This window comes from Chryseobacterium sp. L12 (assembly GCF_056133985.1).
Window position 1 is genome coordinate 58,687 of record NZ_JBVYOF010000046.1, and the last position, 20,479, is coordinate 79,165.

The following is a 20,479-nucleotide window of genomic DNA, read 5'->3' on the forward strand; positions in this document are numbered from 1 at the left end:
TACTAATGAGAGGAGTTTATTATAATTTACCACTGGATTTTGAGTCATTAATCGAAAAAAAAGATGCTGAAAAGGTTACTTTGGAGACCTCTATTCGTCAGCACATCTTCCTGCTGGCAACCACAGCTTTAGGAGAATGTAAATTTGATGAAACCTATGGTACCGAAATATGGGAAATGGATTTTGATTTGATGAAGAGCGACAATATGCTGAAAGAACTGATTTCGGAAACACTGAAGACTTCCGTTACAAGACACGAAAAACGATTGATATTGGAGAATGTAGAAGTATCCATAACCGATTATAACCTGGGAACATTTGGTAAAAGAAAGATGAAAAAGAAAGTAACCCTTGCTATTAAAGGATTGATATTGGAAACCAACCGCCCTTTTACTTTCAGTAATTCCTTCTTTGTAGGGCCGCTTTCGTATTAACCACAATCGTTAAACAAGGATAAAAAAATGTCATTTTACATAAAAACCCATATCGTACAAAAAGGAGAGACAATTGAAGATATTGTTTCTAAATATGAGATTCCCAATGTAGAAATGTTACGATATTTTCATAATCAAAATTGCCCAAAAGACAGAAACCACATTGGTTCTGTTGTTTTTGCTAGACAGGAGATTTTTATTCCTGAAAAAACTGATATTGATAGCATAATAGAAGATCAAAATAAGAAAAGAAAAGAGAAAAAGCAACTGGAACAAAATCATCTAAAAAACACCATTCTCTACCTAGATGTTTTTGCCATAAAAAAACAATATAGGGTAACTGTACAAAGTTCCAGAAACGATGTTTCAGAAAAAATAAGTTTTGATGTTTGTTGCAGATATGTAAACAAAGAAGAAAATAACCTTCCTATTTTAGAGTATAAAAAAGGAAAATATCTCATCAATGACAAAGAGCCTGATACAAAACTGAATGATTTGGCATTAGAAGCCATTCAGTTTTTATATCCTTTGGAATTTTCATTGGAAAAGGATATTGCTAAACCACATGTAATTACCAACTTAAAAGAAATTAGAAAACGTTGGGAAAACCTCAAAAACGAGGTAAAGAATTCTTACTCAGATACGTATTCTCTTAAATACATCAAAGTGATGGATGAAGCTATGAATGAAGGACTAAGTAAACATATCTTGAACGATTTGTTTCTTCAGTTTTTCTTTGCTCCCTATGTGAAATATGAGAATGGAATTTACGATGATGAACGAAATTTTCACACCTACAGAATACGTTATCAAGACACTATGGAAATACAAATTATAGAATCTGAAATTCATATTAAACAAAAAGCGTACTGTACTGACCTTAGAACTCCACAACAAATACTTGCCAAATGGGAAGCGGATGAAGAGAATATACAAGAGGAAAATGAAGAGGTCTTAGAGTCTTACATAGAGGGAAGTTATATTTTAGATATTAATGATAAAATATTGAAGGAGGCAAAAATTGAACTTAAAACCAATTTTTATGAAGAAGAAACAATACAAGTAGAAATAAACGCCATTGAAAGTTGAAAAAGTAAAAAAATATGTCTAACGATCACGAAAATAAACATTTTGTTATACAAAAAGGGAAAGCAATGTGCGATAAAGGAACTAAATTTCCTAGCTTTAAAGTAACAAGCCACCAGAAACATTATTGGAATGACGATAGTGGTAATACAGATTATTTGGCAGTTACAGAAGAAGATGTTCAGTTCACTCCAGTAGCAATTCCGTTTGGGAATTGTGCATTAAAAAACAACCAACCTTGTAGTTTTTCTGCAGCAGGAAAATGGAAAAAAACCTACGAAAAAGTAAAGGTAATGGAAAAAAGTTGCCTTACAGAAATCTCAGAACTACAATGTGCTGTTGGTGGAAAAATAAAAGTAATGGATCACGGCCAAAAAGCTGAACTTAGTAAACAAAATTTTAAAAATACGAATCCTACAATCCACAACCAGATCAATCCACTGGTAGATTTAGATGAATTTGTAGATGATTTAGACGGTGATGACTTTTATTCATAAAAAAACTGACAACCACAATGGAAAAAATTAGTATTATAGGCAATAATAATCCAGAAATTGGAAGCCCTCAACAGTATAGCATTTTCAAGGCATTTCAAATTGCAACCATTCAGTCTCCTGTTTTTACAAATCACCAAGAAGTGGCTCATTGGGAAATTCATGTTTTAGAAAGAGGGAATTGGAGAAAGACTGATGGCAATTCCAAAGCGGGAGATTCTGTAAGCTATACCTTCAACCAAAAAAGCCTTACAAGAAAAGGAATAAAATTAGTTGTAACCAAGGGAAATGATAAAGGAGAACTTATCATAAAAACAAAACCAGCCAAGCAACCCAAAATAAACAAAATTGAACTTCTAGATGTTAATAAGCATAAAGTAACCCAACCATTGAGTTATGCAGATATTTTATATGCCAAAGCCTATTGCACCGATATGGAAGGAGAGAACTTATTTTTTACTCTTTGGGAAGACGATGCTAAGGGAGCTGGGCATAATAAAGTAAACCAACTCAATAAAATCAATACATTTCCTGTACCAGCAAAAGTAAAAAAAGGCATTGCAGAAGCAAGGTTTAATATGTCGCAATATACGATGGCATCTATGATTGCTAATATGCAAGTAGCCACAGGAGACAAAACCGAAGGCAAAACCCATGAATATTATGTAACAGCAGAATATTTCGGGAAATTGGAAGCCAGTAACAATGTGAATCTGAAAAATCCTGCTTCTAACATATCTCCCAAAATAGAGTCCAAAAATATACCAGCTACCCATCAACCGAAGACTATCCCAAAACCACCCAATAAAAAACCAAAACCACCCGCTCCTGCTCCAAAGAAGGAGACTCCTAAATATCCTATTGGTAAGGCAAAAACCAAAGTTCCTGATTTAAGTGGCCAGATTGTAAGTGTTGAAATTAAAGACAAAAACAGAAAAGAAATAACTCAAAATCCAAAATATGGAGAAGGAATTTTTGTTATTATAAAAACAAAGAATGTTTTAAATAAAAAATACAAGCTTAATATTTGGGAAGATGATACCTTTGGAAAGCACGATTTGTTATATACCAATATTCATGTCATAAAAGGTAATGAGCAATGGGTTTATGTTTCACTTACAAAAGAGATGCAGCAGACAGGCGAAGTAGGAAATAATAGAAACAATCCCGACAGTGGAGAATATAGCATGGAGTTTACAGACCATCAAGAACTTTTTGTGGAAATAGAATTTGCGGATATATCCATGAAATCTTCTACTGTAAATGTAGATGCCAATGCGAAATATAAAGTTCCAGAGACTAGTAGAAGTAAAGCGGTGGTGCAAGGTAGTAACCAAGAAGAGAAATCAAACAATAAATGTCGTAATTGTGAGAAAGATATTACCTTGGAGCAAATTAAAGCGATATGTGTAAGTAAAAAAGATACAAAAGGAATAGAAACATGCTTGATTGAAGACGATACGATGATAAAGAAAGCACTTCCTTTTTTGAATAAATACAGAAAAAAAGTAGGCATAAATACATGCATTACTAAAGCTCATTTTTTGGCTCAAATATCACATGAAAGCAAATTTTATGATTTACAAGAAAGATTTAAATATTCTAGCGCCAGTCGAATGAATGGAATATTCGATTCATATTTTAAACAATTTGGAAGAAATAGGATGCGTGAGGCAGAACGATTGTCTGAACTTTCACTGAAAAAAGAAAATTGGCCAGAAGTCGCAAATGCTATTTATGGGAAAACACATCCTAATGGAAAAAAACATACAGATTCTAATGATGGATGGAGATATAGTGGTAAAGGATTTAAACAGATTACTTGGAAGGGAAATTACGAAGAATTAGAAAAATATGCCAACAAAATCTTTGGCACTAAATACGATTGGACGGATGGAGATAATCCATATAAATTAAAAAAAAATCCTCAAGACGCAATCACTTCTGCTCTTGCTTTTTGGGGTAAGCATAACATTAATAACGTAGCTACAGAAGCTAGTAATGGTGCGGTTAAAAATTTGACAGCATTGATTAACCCCGCTTTGGATGGTTTAAAAGAAAGACAACGGTATTTTAAGAAAGCTGTGGAAATTTTAAAAGTAAATGAGTGCCAAAAAATAAAAGGGACTAAGGCTGAAAAAGGTGAAATCAATTTATATAAAATTGATACACAAGACTTTACATATTCGATGATTAAGGAAAACAAAGAAAGTAATAAATATCAATATGACGTTTATCAAAATAACGTTTTAATTAAAACATATAACTTAGAAAAAAACGAACATAATTTATTGCCTTTTCCAGAGTCTGGTCCAAATTGGGGAAGGTTTGGAACAAGAGATAAAGGTGGAGATAATTGGGTTAATCAAAAAGTATGCGCTGCTCTTTTAGGATTCTTCTATTCTCTACCTAAAAACGGATATGGAAAAATGCTATATTTTAATGATATTTCTGCAAACGATGGAAGAAATATAGGACATTCTGGTCATAATCTTGCTGGAAATGATGTTGATATAAGATATCCTGGAAGTGGAAATGGAGGTCAAACCTTTTGGAGAGATGCTATGAAAGCTTATAAGAATGAGGCTACATTTGTCGCTGAACTGGAAAATATAATCTCGGTAGCTGTCAAATGGAAGTTTATTAAAAATTATGCCTATAAAAAAGGCATTAAAAATACGACTGGAAAAGCGATGAACGTTCATCAAGACCATTTTCACTTGGGATTACGCTAAAATTTAAAGATTATGAAAACAATAATAATTTCAATTATGACAATTACCTTATTTAGTTGTCAAACAAAAAAAGAAAAAGATATGTTAGATATAGAACTAATAAAAAAACATCTAAAACTTCAAGAAAAAATTGAATTAGCAGAGGACGATACAGATATTTCTCATCTTTACAACCTTACGGACGAGGATATAGAATTAGGAGGGCAGGTATTACAAAAAGGGTTAATTAACAATGGATATAAAGTACCTACTGATGCTGAGTATCAAGAAAAAATTAAAACTATTTTTAATTTCAAATTTAATGATGAAAAAAATCAAAATATAATTAAACATAAAAATTTTGAAACATATCTCATCCCATCGAATACAGATGAAGATAAGAAAACATTAAGACAAACAGAGTATGATTATACCTATAATCACATATTTTTCATGAAAAAATATGGCTTAATTTCAGAATTGCCGCTTTTGGGAGATATTATTGAAATCAATAAAGATGGCACATATAAAATAAATATTTCACAAAATATTATTGCTCGCAACAAATACTTATTCAACAATAGCAAAGGTGATTTAGCTTGGTTATTATTTAATGACAAAGAATTTTTAAAAACACTATTGATAACTTTTGGTTATAACAAAGACAAAGAACTCGTAAAAAATATTTTTAAAGAATTTGATTTTTCCAACCAAAATAGTGTACATAACCTACTATTTTCATATAACTCAGAAAATAGTAAATACCTGTTACGAAAGGGTATAATGGATGATATAGAAAATCTTGTTTATGGTGGTAAAGTAGAAGATTTTTCTTATGCAAAAGAGGGTAACGGTTATAATAGCATTTCTGAAATCATACAAAAAATAGAAGACCAGAAGAATAACTATACCAATCCAGATGAAACAATAGCTTACTTATATGACAAGACATTACAAGTTGGAATCTTAGGATACATACAAGAAAAATTAGATAATTCTCCAGATTATATAGAGTTTTTGAAAAAAAATAACTTCTTTAATTTTGAAAAATTAAAACAATATGTAGAGGTTATATATCAATTTCCTGATGAAGATGAAATAGAATATGATACCAGTAGCCATTCTACCTCCTATCTGTTGTATGACCGCCCAGATTTCCAAAGCTACGCTCAAGAAGTTATAGTAAAAGGAGATATAGAATATTTGCACCAAGTTTCGGGTTGGGATTTTGTAAAAGTAAACGGCATAACAGGTTATTTGGCAACAGAAGAGTTAAAAAAAGAACAACAAGAAATAGAAAAAAAGAAATACACTTTCCTTGCCGATGAAGATGAGGTAAAGAATAAAAAGAAAAAAGGATTTTGGGATAATTTATTTGGATAAAATATAAAAAATGAATCAAGACCGCATAAAAGACCGCATATTAAGAAGAGCCGCCCGAATGTGGGGTTACAATGAATTGGAAGCAGAAACCTCTTTTGATCCTGTCATCAGTTTGTTACTGTCTGCCTGTGCAGCCGAGTTGGAAAAATTAGGTTTTGAATTAGAAAGTTCACGAGCCAGGATTATCGAAAGAGTTTTAGAGGTAATGTTTCCAGAGGAAGTTTCGGGAGTCGTTCCGGCAAGAACACTTTTACAGGTAAGCCCATTGGAAAACAATGCTAAAATCTCCCTCTATAACAGTTTTAAAACATCCATACGAAAGCAGAATATATACAATCCTGCGGAAAGCACAAGTAAAGATGTCTATTTCAGTCCTTCCATAGAAGCGAAACTGACTACGGCAAAAGTGAAATATATTGCCTATGCTGATACTTTAAATCAAGTCGAAAGCTTCTTCTTTGAAGATGCTGTTGGAAAAGCAGAAATGCACATTCCTTCCGGAGAACTGTGGCTGGGTATTCATTCTCCCAACAAAGAAAGTGTAGAAGATTTGATGTTTTTTATTGACATAAATAATACCTATCAAAAAGAGTTGTTCTTTTACTACCTCCATCAGGTAAAGGTTTATTTTGCAGACAAAGAATATGACTTTAAAGAAGGTTACAACGTAGAGAATGAAGGTTTAAATCTTGAAAACATCATTACCAAAAATTATTCTGATCTGGAATATATCTATAACGAAGTCAACCAATATTATGCAGGCAATTTTTTTACTCTGAAAGGTAAAATTGATTTTTCAGCAAAACCAGAAAAAGAAGAACTATTCCCTAAGAACTTTCCGAATCACAGAGCAGGAGAAGAAGAGGATGTCATCTGGCTGAAATTCCGGTTTTCAGAAGCCATTGTACCAGATATATTAAAAAATATACGTTTTTCTCTGAATTGCGTTCCTATGCTTAATATCCGAAATAAAGACATTGGTCGCAAAATTAAAGGACGGCTTAATATTATTCCGATTGATGAAAAAGACTATTTCTTAGACTTGGATTATGTCTCTGATGACCGTAATGGGAAAAGACTGGACATAAAAAATTACGATACAGAAAATGAAGGAATGACTGCTATGTTAAGAAAAGGCGGTGTTTCCCGATTTGATCGCAGAAATGCTTCAGAGCTTTTACAATATCTTTTGGAACTCATTAAAGATGAAACTGCGGCTTTTGCTGCAATGGGTATCAATTCAGTTAACGAAACTCTAAAACAAATCAACCAACACGTGGCCTCACTTCATCAGGTCGCCAAAGAGAAAAATTTTACAGAAGCCAACAATCCGTATCTTATTATTTCTTCAGGAAACGAAACATCAGAAATTAATTGTACAATTTCCTATTGGTCAACAGCAGCTGAGGAAGCGAATAATCTAAAACCGGGCACGATAATGACAGAAGAAAACAAAGGAAACCGCTCAATGAATCCCACTGCTGTAATGATACAAACCTCTGTGGGAGGAAGAAAAAAACTGTCCTCACAGGATAAAATTCTGGAATACAGGAGCGCACTTCTTACCCGAGGAAGAATTGTTACCGTAGCCGATATAAGAGCTTTCGGGATGAATCACTTCAAGAACACCATTACGGGGATTGAAGTGAAGAAAGGAACCAAAAAAGAAGTGTCTTTGAAGGGAGGGTTTAGCAGAACGATAGACGTTTTTCTGATCCGGAACAAAGAAAATGCAGTGGCAGTTGAAGAATCCGAATGGAACTATTTGTGCGACAGTTTTTCATTAAAACTGAAAAATGCATCTGCCAATATTTATCCATACCGATTATTTGAAAAATAAAGTTTTGTATTAATCAAAATTTCATATATTTATATAAATAAAAAAAACACACATTGATGAAATCTTTAAATTCCTTACAAAGCCCGAATAATTTTCGTTTCAGCTTTTCTTTTGTGGAAATTACGATGCCATCTTTGGATTAGAATTAAAAACCAACAATTTTAAACCATATACTATGTTAACAAACAAAGGAATTGGTGGTAATGAAGTACCACTAGACGCAAGTGAAGCGATTTTCGAAATCCCACAAAACAGAACACTTTTCGCACAGAAACTTACTGCAGATGACCCTGTAAAACCAGAATTAGTAGAAGGGCTTACTACAGTAGAAAAAGTTTTTGAACATTACAAACCGGAAGTCAAAGTAGATTTTGAAGATGCGAACGGTTCTATCCGAATGGAAAACCTGAAATTCAAAAATCTTGGAGATTTCGGAACAAAAGGAATTACGGCACAGAGTAGTTTTCTTACCGGTCTGGAAACAGAAAAAGACCAGTACCAGAAGATTGTAAAACAACTGAAAACCAACAAAATTCTTAAAGCCGCGTTGGAAGATCCGGATGCTAAGAAAGCACTTCAGGATACGTTGCAATCACTCATAAAAGAATTAGAAGAAAACAAATAACCAAAAACACAAATTACAATGTCACAAAAACAGCAAGAAACACAACAGTCAGTAGAAGCTCCTGTTTTGGAGCAAAAAAAAGGAGGACAGGTATCATTAGATAAATCCATAGAAAAACTTGCCCGTTACGGAGGTTTTGATTTATTGGAAACATCCATTGAAAATGTTCAAAATATCAACCCGGACAGAAAAGCAAGAAGAAAAATCTTCCTTACCGAAAAAGGGAAAGAAAAAGAAAGAGAAACACTCAAAAAAACCTTAGAGCTTTGGGCAAGTGTTATCGGTAAAAGCGATTCTCTTACTGATATGGTAGCACATTGCGAAGACCAAAGAAAATCAGCAGAAGAACTGCTTTCTAAAAACTTGTCTAAAGCGGTAGATGCTACCAGAGAGCTGGAAGGCAATTACAGAACAGTTGCACTGTTTTATAAAAATACAGAATCAGATAAGGTAAAGAATGTAACCGTTGTCAATGCAACATTAGAACAGCTTAAAGACTTAGACAACACCCGTTTTATTGATACCATCCACGCAGAATTATCGGATAATTATGACCGTTTAGATCTTAAAAACAATTACGGACTTTTGGTTATTCCGGGATATTTGGGATCTAATACTGTGGTAGAAAAATGGGCGAAAATTGCACACCAGAATAAAGTGATGCTGGTAACCGATTTTGAACACCTGGACGAACCGGATGATGTGATGGAAATGTTTGATCAGGCTTACCTTACCGGAGGCGATATTTATCGTTCCAATGTACTGATGACCTGTAACTGGCTTGTTGGAAGAGGAAGATTTGAAGAAATTGACGAATTGGATGATCTTTTCATTCCGCCATCGGGAGCATTGGCAGGAAAAGTATATAAAACGCTGATGTCACAAGTTACCGCAGGGAAAAAATTTGGAGGAATCAATGAAGTTGACGGAGTTAAATTTGATTTAAAGAAAAGTGAGATTGCCAATCTTGAAAATCTGGGATTGATCCCGATGGTCAACGAATACGGAAAAGTAATGGCATTCTCTGGTAAAACCTTATTCAACGGAGATAATTTAGGACTTCAGACCTATTCTGTAGTAAGAGTATTTGATTATGTAACCAAGGTATTGATGGACTTCTTAAACAGAAGAGCTTTTGAAAACTTTACTGCGGTGACCAGAAAAGAAATTATGAATCAGATTGTTCGTTTCCTTGACGGAATTACCGGTCCAGGAAAACTGATTGAAAATTTCGAGATTAGAAAATTTGAGCAAGATCCTGTACAAAAAGACAGAATACATTTGGATATCCATATGAAACCATACTTCCCGGCTAAAAACTTCCTTATCAAAATGGATGGGCATAAAGGCGATGACGGAAACGAATGGGATACCGAATACGAACAAAAATAGAAGAGTTTATTTCTTTAATATCATTTGTGTTTTTAAGCATAGAAGCGGTTTTGCTTCTGTGCTTTTTTTGATAAAATATGGGTAAATTCTTTGGAAATGATACACTATTTTGTTCTTTAAGAAAAGAACACTTTGATGGTCAGAAAGTAAAATTGTTTAAGATATTTTACATTGAAATTTAATTCAAGGTCAGATTATCTTCCTGTATTTTACAATTTCTAATTATTCAACTAGCATTTTAATGTATAAATGTGTTTTTTGGTAAAATCTCAAGGGAATTTTGTCAAATTTTGTAGATATTTATCTACAAACCTGTTTTAAGTAAAATTTTAATCCATTACGAATAATTCAATGATAATAAATTATTTATATCATGAAATAATTTGTATTTGTTTTATGCAGATGTTAATCTTATTTTTCATTGAATTATTTTTCAAAATTGATTTGTAATTTATTGATAATATTGCGATTACAAAAATTTGATAGATGAAAAACTGTTTGCAGGATTAAAAAATATTTCTACATTTGCTATGTAGATATTTCTACAGGAGAGTGAAAATTTAGAATTAATTTCACCTCATTAAGAATATATTCCATATTTGGTTTTTGTAAAGTATATATTTCGAACAAAAAAGCATCATAAAGAATATATTCCATTTTTGGTAGTATAAAAAGTTAAACCTAAATATATTAATTATGTCATTTAAGACCATTTTCGACTGCGTAGGAAAAACGCGTAATGTATTATCTGTAGAATACGCAATGCTACAGGAGACCGACAAAACAGGAAGACCCTCTTCCGTAACCCGTGGCGGTAAAATCTTTATTACCGTAGAAGGAACCGGGGAAACCGATCTTTTTGAGTGGATGACCAATTCATTTGAGAGAAAAGACGGAGTAGTAAAATTCATCAAAAGAGACAGTGATGCTACTTTGAAGGAACTGAAGTTCAAAGAAGCATACATCGTGAAATACACGGAAAATTTTGATGCATCCGGAGAAAATCCATTGACGGAAACTTTCGTACTTTCTGCAAGAGAGATAGAAATGGGTAATGCAAAGCATACCAATGAGTGGGTATAACCCAAACTTTCATTTAATTTCTTTAAACCAATATTGTTCAGATAGGGATTTATTGAAATAGTTTCAATTGTATCCTAATCTATTCAAAATTCAACGGTTAAAAGGTTTAAAGTAACAAATCAAATTATAACAATTAAAATTTACAATTATGTCATTTCAAGCCATATTAGATGTAGCAGGAGAAAAATACAATGTATTAAACATAAACTACGGTTTATTTCAGGAAACTGACGCTACGGGAAGACCATCAACCATTACCAGAGGTGGTAAAATAGAAGTAACTGTAGAGAGTACAGGCAAAACAAATTTATTCGAATGGATGACCAATTCTTTCGAAAGAAAAGACGGAAGTGTTGTATTCTACAAAAGAGACAGCCAGGCAACGCTGAAAGAGTTAAAATTCTCTGAAGCCTATTTGGTGAAACACAAAGAGAAGTTTGATTCGGTAGGGGATAATCCACTCACAGAAACCTTTACTATTTCTGCAAGAAAAATAGAAATGGGAAGCGGAGCGTACGAGAATGAATGGGTGTAACTCATTGAATAATAAAAATGGGTAATCTTTACATTACCCATTTTTTTGCTTTTAGGAACTTGTTTCAATGCGGATAAGTTAAAATCCATCTACAGACAATCATCAACCAACAACTACAATATGTCGTTTTTATCAAAATTAGAATTAGACGGTAATACCTACAATATACTGGAATGCAAGTATACATTTGTACAGCCAATAGACACAACAGGAAAACCGAAAGGAATGCCAAAAGGCGGTGAAATCATCATCCGTATAGAAAGCACAGGGAATCCCGAATTATTGAGCTGGATGCTTGATCATAGCCAGGTCAAAAATGGAAAAATTGTTTATTACCGAAGAGATGCAATGAGCAAATTGCAGGAACTTATCTTTGAAAAAGCCTTCTGTGTACAGTTCACAGAACATTTTGATTCGAATAATAATGAACCTTTACAAATCGAAATGCAGCTGATGGCAAAATCATTTAATGTGAACGGAGCCCATCACGAAAAGCTTTGGAGTGAATAATCAAGTGTTAATATTCATTTTTTTTAAATTTACAACACAACACAAATTATGGAAAACGAACCTTTTAACCTTTCTATATTCGGAACATCACGATCTTTCAAAGAACAGCTTAATGATCCTAAGAATCCCAATGTCTATTGTCTTTTTATGATGGATGGCAAAGAGTTTCTCCTGAAAAACAGTTACAACACAGAGCTTCATCAGAAAACAGCAGATCACGATACTTTTTCTATTACCGTTCCAGATGATGCTTTGGATAGTTTTAAAGGGTATGTGCTGGAAAACTCCAAAAATATTCTTGGTAACAACATTACCATTAATTTCTGGCAATGGGGGAAAATTCAGCAATCGTTCAGCGGAATTATTGGCGGAGTTGACAATGCGAAGAATGAAGGTGGTGGTTATGGTGATTTGATTATCACAGGATTTTCCCCGAGTATTCTGTTGGAAAGCGGACAGGACTGCCAAAGTTTTGAAGACAAAACGTTAGAACAGATCATTGGTGAAGTTTGTGAAATTTATCCAAGAGAAGCTAAGATAAAGGTAGATTTACCCAACGTAAAATACGCTCATCCCTTTACCGTTCAGTACAAAGAGTCAGATTATCAGTTCATTCGCAGGCTGGCAATACGCCACGGCGAGTTTTTCTATTACAATGGCGAAGAGCTGGTTTTCGGAGCAGGAACACAGCCTACCCTAAAATTACGAGAAGGCGATGATTTAATGGATGTTACCTTTTCTTTAAAAATCGGTGCGCAGGATTTTGGATTGATGAGTTATGATGCCCAAACCGGAGCTAGAATAGAAAAAGACGGTACATCTCAGCAAAGCGAGTTCAAGGCAAATCTTTTCCAAAGCGTTGCAATAAACCGTTCGAAAAACATCTTCAAAAAGAAGCCAAAAATGTACTTCAACCATACGGGAATCAGTAGCGGATCAGAATGGGAAATGCAACAAGCACTTCGTTTAGAAAAAGAAAAACGCGAAAACCTTATGCACATCAAAGCCCGAAGCTACAATCCTGCGGTAAGAATCGGAGGTCGCGTGGAACTTTCGGATATTAATGGCAAAGCGATGGAAACCTACCGTATCATCGAGATCAAACACATCCACGACCCAAGCGAATATTATAATGAGTTTACCGCTATCCCAGATTTGTTTAATGCAGCACCTTACATTGACACCGAAGCTTTTCCTAAATGCGAAGCCCAGTCTGCAAGAGTATTGGACAACAATGATCCTATGGGAATGGGCAGAGTGAGAGTGCAATTCCCTTGGCAGGAAGAGAAAAACCAGATGACACCGTGGATACGATTGATACAGCCCCACTCTGGAGCAGGTAAAGGTTTTCATTTTATTCCGGAGATTGGCGAGGAAGTTTTGGTGGGCTTTGAAAGTGGAAATGCGGAGAAACCTTTTGTGATGGGAACGCATTATAATGGCTCAGAAACGAGTTCTTATCATACAAGTGGAAATGATAAAAAAGTAATCCACACCCGAAGTGGAACGAAGATTATTTTAAACGATGCGGAAGGTTCTGTTTTTATAGAAGACCCGAGTGGGAATACCTATCTTATGGATGGTGCTGGAAATATTAATTTGAATGCACCGAATGATATGACGTTTACAGCAGGTAAAAATATGAATATCAATGTGGGACATAATATAACAACGAATGTGGGTATGAATTCCTCAGAAACGATTGGTATGAATAAGACCGTTAGTGTAGGGATGATGAGTATGAATAATGTAGGGACTGATTTTATTACCAATGTTATTGGGAAAATGACCCATTACATAAAAGGAGATATGGAAACTTTTGCTGATAAAGAACATAAAACTGTTGCTATAAAAGGTATGGAAGTAAGTAGTGAAAATAAAATAGAACATCACGCTGAAAAGGAAGTACAGAATAACAGCGGAGAAAAATCCAAAAATTATTGATATGAGTATCGAATATTTTGTAGAAGGAAAAATAAAAACTCAGGTAAAAGGAGATTATTCGGCATTTTCCAAAGAGAATATCATTTATAATACTATTACTTCCGTAGAACAGAAAGGAAATGAAGAAGGGATAAAATACAACAACCCCAAAAAAGTAAATCCTAATGACAGGCCAACAAATCTTATCGATGTAAGTCTCAATCTTTTTTTTGACGGAACACAAAACAATAAAACAAATACTACTCTTGGCAGAAATTATGAAGAATCCAATCATGAAGATGATAGTTATACCAACGATTTTTCTAATGTGGCACGAGGATATGACGCTATAGATCCAAATGCGGAAAACCAAATTAGGGTTTATATTGAAGGAATAGGAACAACAGATATGGAGAGTGATACCATATTGCCCGGTGTAGGTTTAGGAACCGGAGATACGGGTGTTCCTGCAAAAGTAACGAAAGGTTGTGTAAAAGGAGCTGAAGCTTTGAAGGGGTATGCGGGAAAAAATATTCATCTTAAGGTAAATGTTTATGGTTTTAGTCGAGGTGCCACTGCAGCAAGGCATTTTGTACATATTGCTACTAACCCCTGTCGAGTTCTTAAATCGTCTGAGAAAAAAGGGATGGCACTTCCTCCACACGAAGCTGAAGGAAAACGAATTGAAGTAAATCAAGATGACGAGCTTGTTCTGAAGCACGGTTATTTTGGAGCTTGTTTAAGATATTGGGAGGTTTTGCCACAAAAAATAACCTTTAATTTTGTTGGTCTATATGATACGGTAGCTTCCTATGGTGTTGACCATAGAGGAAAAGAAGTTTTCGGTGTTCCTGTAATAGATAATGATACAAAGCAATTAGGTTTGGATGATGTATCCAAAGCCTATTTTGTTCTGCAGATTGCTGCTGATGATGAATTTCGGGATAATTTTGATTTGACAAATATCAAAAATTCAGGTGTAAAAGGATTAGAATTTACCTTACCCGGGGTTCATTCTGACATCGGAGGATGCTACGTTAATGGAAGCAAGGAAAGTGTTGATCTCTTTACAGAAGAAGGAAGCACGGAAAAATGTGAGAGATATAGAAAAATCCTGATAGAAGAAGGTTGGTATCAACCTGATGAAATATTCACCAGAAGGATTTCTCCACATGTGCATGGTGTAGATGCCAGACATATTTTAACTGGCACAAGAAAAAAACTCTATAATACTTATGATAAAGTTGCTCTTAACAGTATGTTTCATTATTCAAAGCAATTTGAGGTAAAGTATGATGAAAAATCACTTAAATCTCACACAATCCAAGACGTATTTTTAATGAAAGTATACAATCAGCTATTAGGATATATGAACGCTTGTACTCAGCTGAGAAGCGGATATGTGGAAGAATATAACAGAACCAATTCTTCAGGAAATTATACTGAAAAGTTAAAAACATTACAGTATGAGAATTTTATTGATCCTAATGATCTTAAAACTTTAAGAAATCAATATCTTCATTGGTCAGCAAGTGTTACCAAATTTGGTTTAGGACCAAGAATAGGAAAAGTAGCGAATGGAAAAGAGCGTAAAAGAAATATACAGGATGGATAATATAAAATTAAAATATATTTTTCAAAATATTGTATGCTTTATATTTTGTATTCAACTAATGCAATGTCAAAAAATGAGAGATAAAAAAATGGCTTTTCAGGTGGAGATATGTTCTCCATCAACAAAATATAGAATAGAACCTGTAGCAGATAAAATTAAAACATTAGAAGGTACTCCTGCAGGATTACCATATGGTGGTTCTTCCGGGCGATGGGGAGATTCCGGATCAACCTGGACAGAACAGTACGGAACACCTATTGGTGCTGATATCACTTATTATTCTCCCTACGAAGATGCTTTTTACAGATTAAATGTAGATTTCCCTGTAGATACCATAAAAGATTATATGGAGCGTGCTTATTCGAGAAAAGATGATAAGGATGATGAAACTCAGGAATATAAAAGATTAGGCAGAGGTTATGAGTCAGGTGGTGGAAAAGCATACGATAGTTTTTCTACTTTAGTTTTCGGTTTTGCTCCAAAAGGGATGGTTGTAGTATGGCTTAATTTTGGAAATACACGTATTGAACTGGGGCGTTATCAGGCAATAATTATCACCAATAAAGAGGAAATAGCTAAAGCTAAAGAAAATTACACTAAAATATTTAGAATAACTACCGAATTCAGCTACAAAACTATGAAAGAAATTGGTGGATATCCAAGCCCTCAAGAAACGTCTCAAAAATGGGATAACTATAGGATGCGTTATCAATGGCGTCCTGTGGTTTCTTCTCAAAACCCTAAATTCAGATTATTTGAAATTCTTAATTACACTTTTAATGGTGAAAAAGAAGGCGCATTAAGACCTTGGGTTTTGGATATGCCTTATAAACAGCGAGCTATTCCTCAGGAAATGGTATTTTTTTGGGAGACGGGGAAAGAAAAGTCTGAAAAGTTTAATGCAAGAGCTTTTTTCGATTGGGAAAAAACCAATGAAGCTTTTAAAAAAGAAAAGGGTAAAATAGATATGCAGGTACAAATTTCGGATGACAATAATTCAATTGAGATTTTGCTTAATGGCAAACCTTTGGAAACTGACAGTATTCGTATTTACCAATGGGAAGGAGATTATAAGGAGAGCTATAAGTAAAATAAAAGCCTTTAAGAAATCAATATCTTTACTGGTCAGCAAGCGTTACCAAATTTGGTTTAGGATCAAGAATAGGAAAAGTAGCGAATGGAAAAGAGCGTAAAAGAAATATACAGGATGGATAATATAAAATTAAAATACATTTTTCAAAATATTGTATGCTTTATATTTTGTGTTCAATTAATACAATGTCAAAAAATGAGAGATAAAAAAATGGCTTTTCAGGTGGAGATATGTTCTCCATCAACAAAATATAGAATAGAACCTGTAGCAGATAAAATTAAAACATTGGAAGGTACTCCTGCAGGACTGCCATATGGTGGTTCTTCCGGACGATGGGGAGATTCCGGAAAAGGTTGGACAGAACAGTACGGAACGCCTATTGGTGCAGATATCACGTATTATTCTCCCTACGAAGATGCTTTTTACAGATTAAATGTAGATTTCCCTGTAGATACCATAAAAGATTATATGGAGCGTGCTTATTCAGTTTGGGATGATCTTAAAGGTGAAACACAGGAATATAAAAGGCTGGGAAGAGGGTATAAAGCTTCAAATGGTACTAATTCTTACGATAGTTTTTCTACCTTAGTTTTCGGTTTTGCTCCAAAAGGGATGGTTGTGGTGTGGCTTAATTTTGGAAATACACGTATTGAACTTGGGCGTTATCAGGCAATAATTATCACCAATAAAGAGGAAATAGCTAAAGCTAAAGAAAATTACACTAAAATATTTAGAGTAACTACAGAATTCAGCTACAAAACTATGAAAGAAATTGGAGGATATCCAAGCCCTCAAGAATCTTCTCAGAAATGGGATAATTACAGAATCCGTTATCAATGGCGTCCTGTGGTTTCTTCTCAAAACCCTAAATTCAGATTATTTGAAATTCTTAATTACACTTTTAATGGTGAAAAAGAAGGCGCATTAAGACCTTGGGTTTTGGATATGCCTTATAAACAGCGAGCTATTCCTCAGGAAATGGTATTTTTTTGGGAGACGGGGAAAGAAAAGTCTGAAAAGTTTAATGCAAGAGCTTTTTTCGATTGGGAAAAAACCAATGAAGCTTTTAAAAAAGAAAAGGGTAAAATAGATATGCAGGTACAAATTTCGGATGACAATAATTCAATTGAGATTTTGCTTAATGGTAAACTTTTGGAAACTGACAGTATTCGTATTTACCAATGGGAAGGGGATTATAAGGAGAGCTATAAATAAAGTAAAAACCTTTTTTATTTTTCAAAGGTTTCATTTTATCCCTGAAATTTGGGAAAAAGTTTTGGTAAGTCATGAATCTCAGAATGCAGAAAAACCGTTTGTAATGGGAACGCATTATAATGGCTCAGAAACGAGTTCTTATCATACAAGTGGAAACGACAAGAAAGTGATTCATACAAGAAGCGGAACCAAGATTATTCTGAATGACGCGGAAGGTTCTGTTTTTATAGAAGACCCGAGTGGGAATACATATTTAATGGATGGTGCTGGAAATATTAATGTGAATGCACCGAAGAATATGAGTTTTACGGCGGGGGAGAATGTAACTATCACTGCAGGAATGAATATAACAGCTTCTGCAGGAATGAATATTTCTGAGACTGCAGGTATGAATCACAGTAGTTTTGCAGGTGCCATGATGATGCAGAATGCGGTTGCGGATTATTCTTTGATGGCAGCGAATATTATGGAAGTAGCGAAAGGTGAGAGAAAATCTAAAGCTCAAAAAGTGACAGACCAGTCTAAAGAGAAGAAGATAATTTCGGAAGAAAAGAATGAAATTCATACCAAAGGTACTTTTAATAACAATAGTGGAGAGAACTCAAAATTACACTAATTATGGCAGGCGGTAATATTACTAGAATAATTGGTGGAAGCAATACGATAGAAACCGAGACTTGGGAAGTTTTTACTGAAGATTTTCATGCTTATGCAGTAAAAGGCAGCCACTTTACCGCAGATGGGGGTACAATTATTGGAGAGCCGAAAGAAGCACCATCTACTGGGCAATATTTTGTAAAAGGTTGGTGGACTGATAAAAATGACAATGCAATTACAAAAGCACGGATTGGGGATACAATAAGATTTCACATTGAAACAAGAAATATACCTAAAAATGATAAATTTATATTTAAAATAATTGATTACGATGGAGTATTATCTAATAATGAATTAGATATAAAAGCATACTATCCTAATCAAGAAATTACAATACAACAAGAAAATGAAACTGTAACAATAGAGTGGACATTAGGAAAAGGAACATTGTCATTAATAGAAAGTGAAGGAGATGAAGTAGAATATTTTGTTAGATGTATTTATAAAAAAACCGTAGATCTCCCAGATAGTACTAGCAACTATTTAAAAGTCTATAATACTCTGTTTCCATTAAAAATGCACCAAAGATCTTTTGCTCCATGGGATAAATTTGGAAATATGATTTTTGATAAGCTAAGACCGAATAATTTTTATGGAGATGGAAGAAGCTTTTCTCTTGTAGATAATTTTTTGGAAACATCAGAAGATAACCTAGAAACGAGATATAAAAAATTAAAGGCTAGTGGACAAGTCATTTCAAGATTATATCAAAAAATTGAATTCGATTACTATAATAATGATATTATCGCAGATAAAACAATAGCAATTTGTAATATGACCAGAGGACAATGGTTTTTTCTACCTTTAGACTTTTCAACAGGACATAAAATTAATGAATCACCCTCTCATTCAGAATACTATGGAGAACACAGTTTTATTAATTCTTCAGGAGAAAAAGGAGTTGTAAATATGGAAATTGAAGGTTCTGATCCTATGGTAATGCCGGCTCCTGATATAGCCTGGAAATTATTAGTCCGCCTGACACTTGACCATGACAATAAAACACTCAATATAAAAGGAGTGGGATATGGTAAGGAATTCCCAGCTTATGAAGCTTTTATAGAGGATTCGCATGGAACACGTTTTTTTCTACACACCTATACCCCTTTAAACGAATTTGAATTATCAGGAGAACTAATATGGAATATGCCTGATTATTTTGGAAATGTTGACATTACTATTGAGGTAGATTTGGATAATAATGGATATTATTTCAAAAATAATTTAAAATCAGCATTATATACTTACAGTGAACTTTTAGAGGAAGATGCTTATATTGAAAAACTTTACGAGAATATATCAATAGAAGATTGGAACAAAATGCATTTAAATAAAAAAACCTCAAAAGATTTGTAATATGCTTTTCATCCCACTTATAATACTTAATTTATGTATTGAAATGATTTCTTTTTTTTTCATTTTTTGCTTTGAAAAAAGAGTACTTAAAAACATTGGCAATTTATTGTGTATATATCAATTTATATTTCATATTATTTTATTTAAGTACAGGAACTTTAATTTGGATATTATCAAAACTAAAAATTTATACAATTCCTCATGGCTTTGATACTTTTTGTGGCATTTTAATCTTAATAATTTTATTAGTACTAAGATTAAAAATACTAAAGTTTTTAAATAAATATTTTTATATATCGAATATTTTGATAATTCTTCTACTTCTTTGCTCGGTCTTTTATATTTATATAGCTTATAATCCTAAGCTCTAAATTTTTTATATAAACATTGTACTTTATTTTAACGTGATTTCGGGATAAGAATAATTAAATTTATGATACAAAAAAGCAGAAAAATTATTATATTTAAGGTATTGAAATTCAAATATTTAACTAAAATTTCTGCTATTATTTCTGATTATATAA

At 33.5% G+C, this 20,479-nt stretch carries 17 protein-coding genes; all 17 read left to right on the plus strand.

Annotation, left to right across the window (positions count from 1 at the left end; all coding sequences use genetic code 11):
* The first annotated feature begins 5 nt into the window (after positions 1 to 5).
* The 17 genes from AC0NBN_RS17855 (at position 6) to AC0NBN_RS17935 (ending at position 19,955) form a co-directional block, all read left to right on the plus strand.
* On the plus strand, positions 6 to 434 hold the full coding sequence (locus AC0NBN_RS17855) for a GPW/gp25 family protein (RefSeq protein ID WP_130913102.1): 429 nt from the start codon (positions 6 to 8) through the stop codon (positions 432 to 434).
* Between the two features lie 27 nt (positions 435 to 461).
* On the plus strand, positions 462 to 1,523 hold the full coding sequence (locus AC0NBN_RS17860; RefSeq protein ID WP_160813025.1) for a hypothetical protein: 1,062 nt from the start codon (positions 462 to 464) through the stop codon (positions 1,521 to 1,523).
* 14 nt (positions 1,524 to 1,537) lie between these two features.
* Entirely contained in the window at positions 1,538 to 2,017 is a 480-nt protein-coding gene (locus tag AC0NBN_RS17865; RefSeq protein WP_160813024.1) for a DUF4280 domain-containing protein, read from the plus strand.
* 17 nt (positions 2,018 to 2,034) lie between these two features.
* The gene (locus AC0NBN_RS17870; protein WP_160813023.1) at positions 2,035 to 4,749 is read left to right on the plus strand and encodes a hypothetical protein; all 2,715 of its coding nucleotides are present in this window, start codon (positions 2,035 to 2,037) and stop codon (positions 4,747 to 4,749) included.
* Between the two features lie 12 nt (positions 4,750 to 4,761).
* Complete coding sequence (locus AC0NBN_RS17875) at positions 4,762 to 6,111, plus strand: hypothetical protein (protein ID WP_160813022.1); 1,350 nt, start codon at positions 4,762 to 4,764, stop codon at positions 6,109 to 6,111.
* 10 nt (positions 6,112 to 6,121) lie between these two features.
* A complete protein-coding gene (locus AC0NBN_RS17880; RefSeq protein ID WP_160813021.1) occupies positions 6,122 to 7,951 on the plus strand; it encodes a type VI secretion system baseplate subunit TssF in 1,830 nt (609 codons plus the stop codon).
* A gap of 175 nt (positions 7,952 to 8,126) precedes the next feature.
* Positions 8,127 to 8,576 (plus strand): hypothetical protein, encoded by a 450-nt coding sequence (locus AC0NBN_RS17885; protein ID WP_089740859.1) that lies wholly within the window; start codon positions 8,127 to 8,129, stop codon positions 8,574 to 8,576.
* 18 nt (positions 8,577 to 8,594) lie between these two features.
* Complete coding sequence (locus tag AC0NBN_RS17890) at positions 8,595 to 9,968, plus strand: DUF5458 family protein (RefSeq protein WP_160813020.1); 1,374 nt, start codon at positions 8,595 to 8,597, stop codon at positions 9,966 to 9,968.
* Between the two features lie 696 nt (positions 9,969 to 10,664).
* Complete coding sequence (tssD, locus tag AC0NBN_RS17895; protein WP_130913105.1) at positions 10,665 to 11,051, plus strand: type VI secretion system tube protein TssD; 387 nt, start codon at positions 10,665 to 10,667, stop codon at positions 11,049 to 11,051.
* A 148-nt stretch (positions 11,052 to 11,199) separates the two neighbouring features.
* A complete protein-coding gene (tssD, locus tag AC0NBN_RS17900; RefSeq protein ID WP_089740865.1) occupies positions 11,200 to 11,586 on the plus strand; it encodes a type VI secretion system tube protein TssD in 387 nt (128 codons plus the stop codon).
* A gap of 120 nt (positions 11,587 to 11,706) precedes the next feature.
* Positions 11,707 to 12,096, plus strand: a complete 390-nt coding sequence (gene tssD, locus AC0NBN_RS17905; protein WP_160813019.1) for a type VI secretion system tube protein TssD — start codon at positions 11,707 to 11,709, stop codon at positions 12,094 to 12,096.
* Positions 12,097 to 12,144: 48 nt separating this feature from the next.
* Positions 12,145 to 14,040, plus strand: a complete 1,896-nt coding sequence (locus AC0NBN_RS17910) for a phage baseplate assembly protein V (RefSeq protein WP_160813018.1) — start codon at positions 12,145 to 12,147, stop codon at positions 14,038 to 14,040.
* 1 nt (position 14,041) lies between these two features.
* A complete protein-coding gene (locus tag AC0NBN_RS17915; protein ID WP_160813017.1) occupies positions 14,042 to 15,634 on the plus strand; it encodes a phospholipase effector Tle1 domain-containing protein in 1,593 nt (530 codons plus the stop codon).
* A gap of 73 nt (positions 15,635 to 15,707) precedes the next feature.
* On the plus strand, positions 15,708 to 16,724 hold the full coding sequence (locus AC0NBN_RS17920) for a DUF2931 family protein (protein WP_474468998.1): 1,017 nt from the start codon (positions 15,708 to 15,710) through the stop codon (positions 16,722 to 16,724).
* Positions 16,725 to 16,922: 198 nt separating this feature from the next.
* A complete protein-coding gene (locus tag AC0NBN_RS17925; RefSeq protein WP_474469000.1) occupies positions 16,923 to 17,942 on the plus strand; it encodes a DUF2931 family protein in 1,020 nt (339 codons plus the stop codon).
* Positions 17,943 to 18,003: 61 nt separating this feature from the next.
* Complete coding sequence (locus AC0NBN_RS17930) at positions 18,004 to 18,558, plus strand: hypothetical protein (RefSeq protein ID WP_474469002.1); 555 nt, start codon at positions 18,004 to 18,006, stop codon at positions 18,556 to 18,558.
* A 2-nt stretch (positions 18,559 to 18,560) separates the two neighbouring features.
* Positions 18,561 to 19,955, plus strand: coding sequence for a hypothetical protein (locus AC0NBN_RS17935; RefSeq protein ID WP_160813499.1), 1,395 nt, complete (start codon positions 18,561 to 18,563; stop codon positions 19,953 to 19,955).
* Positions 19,956 to 20,479: the final 524 nt, after the last annotated feature.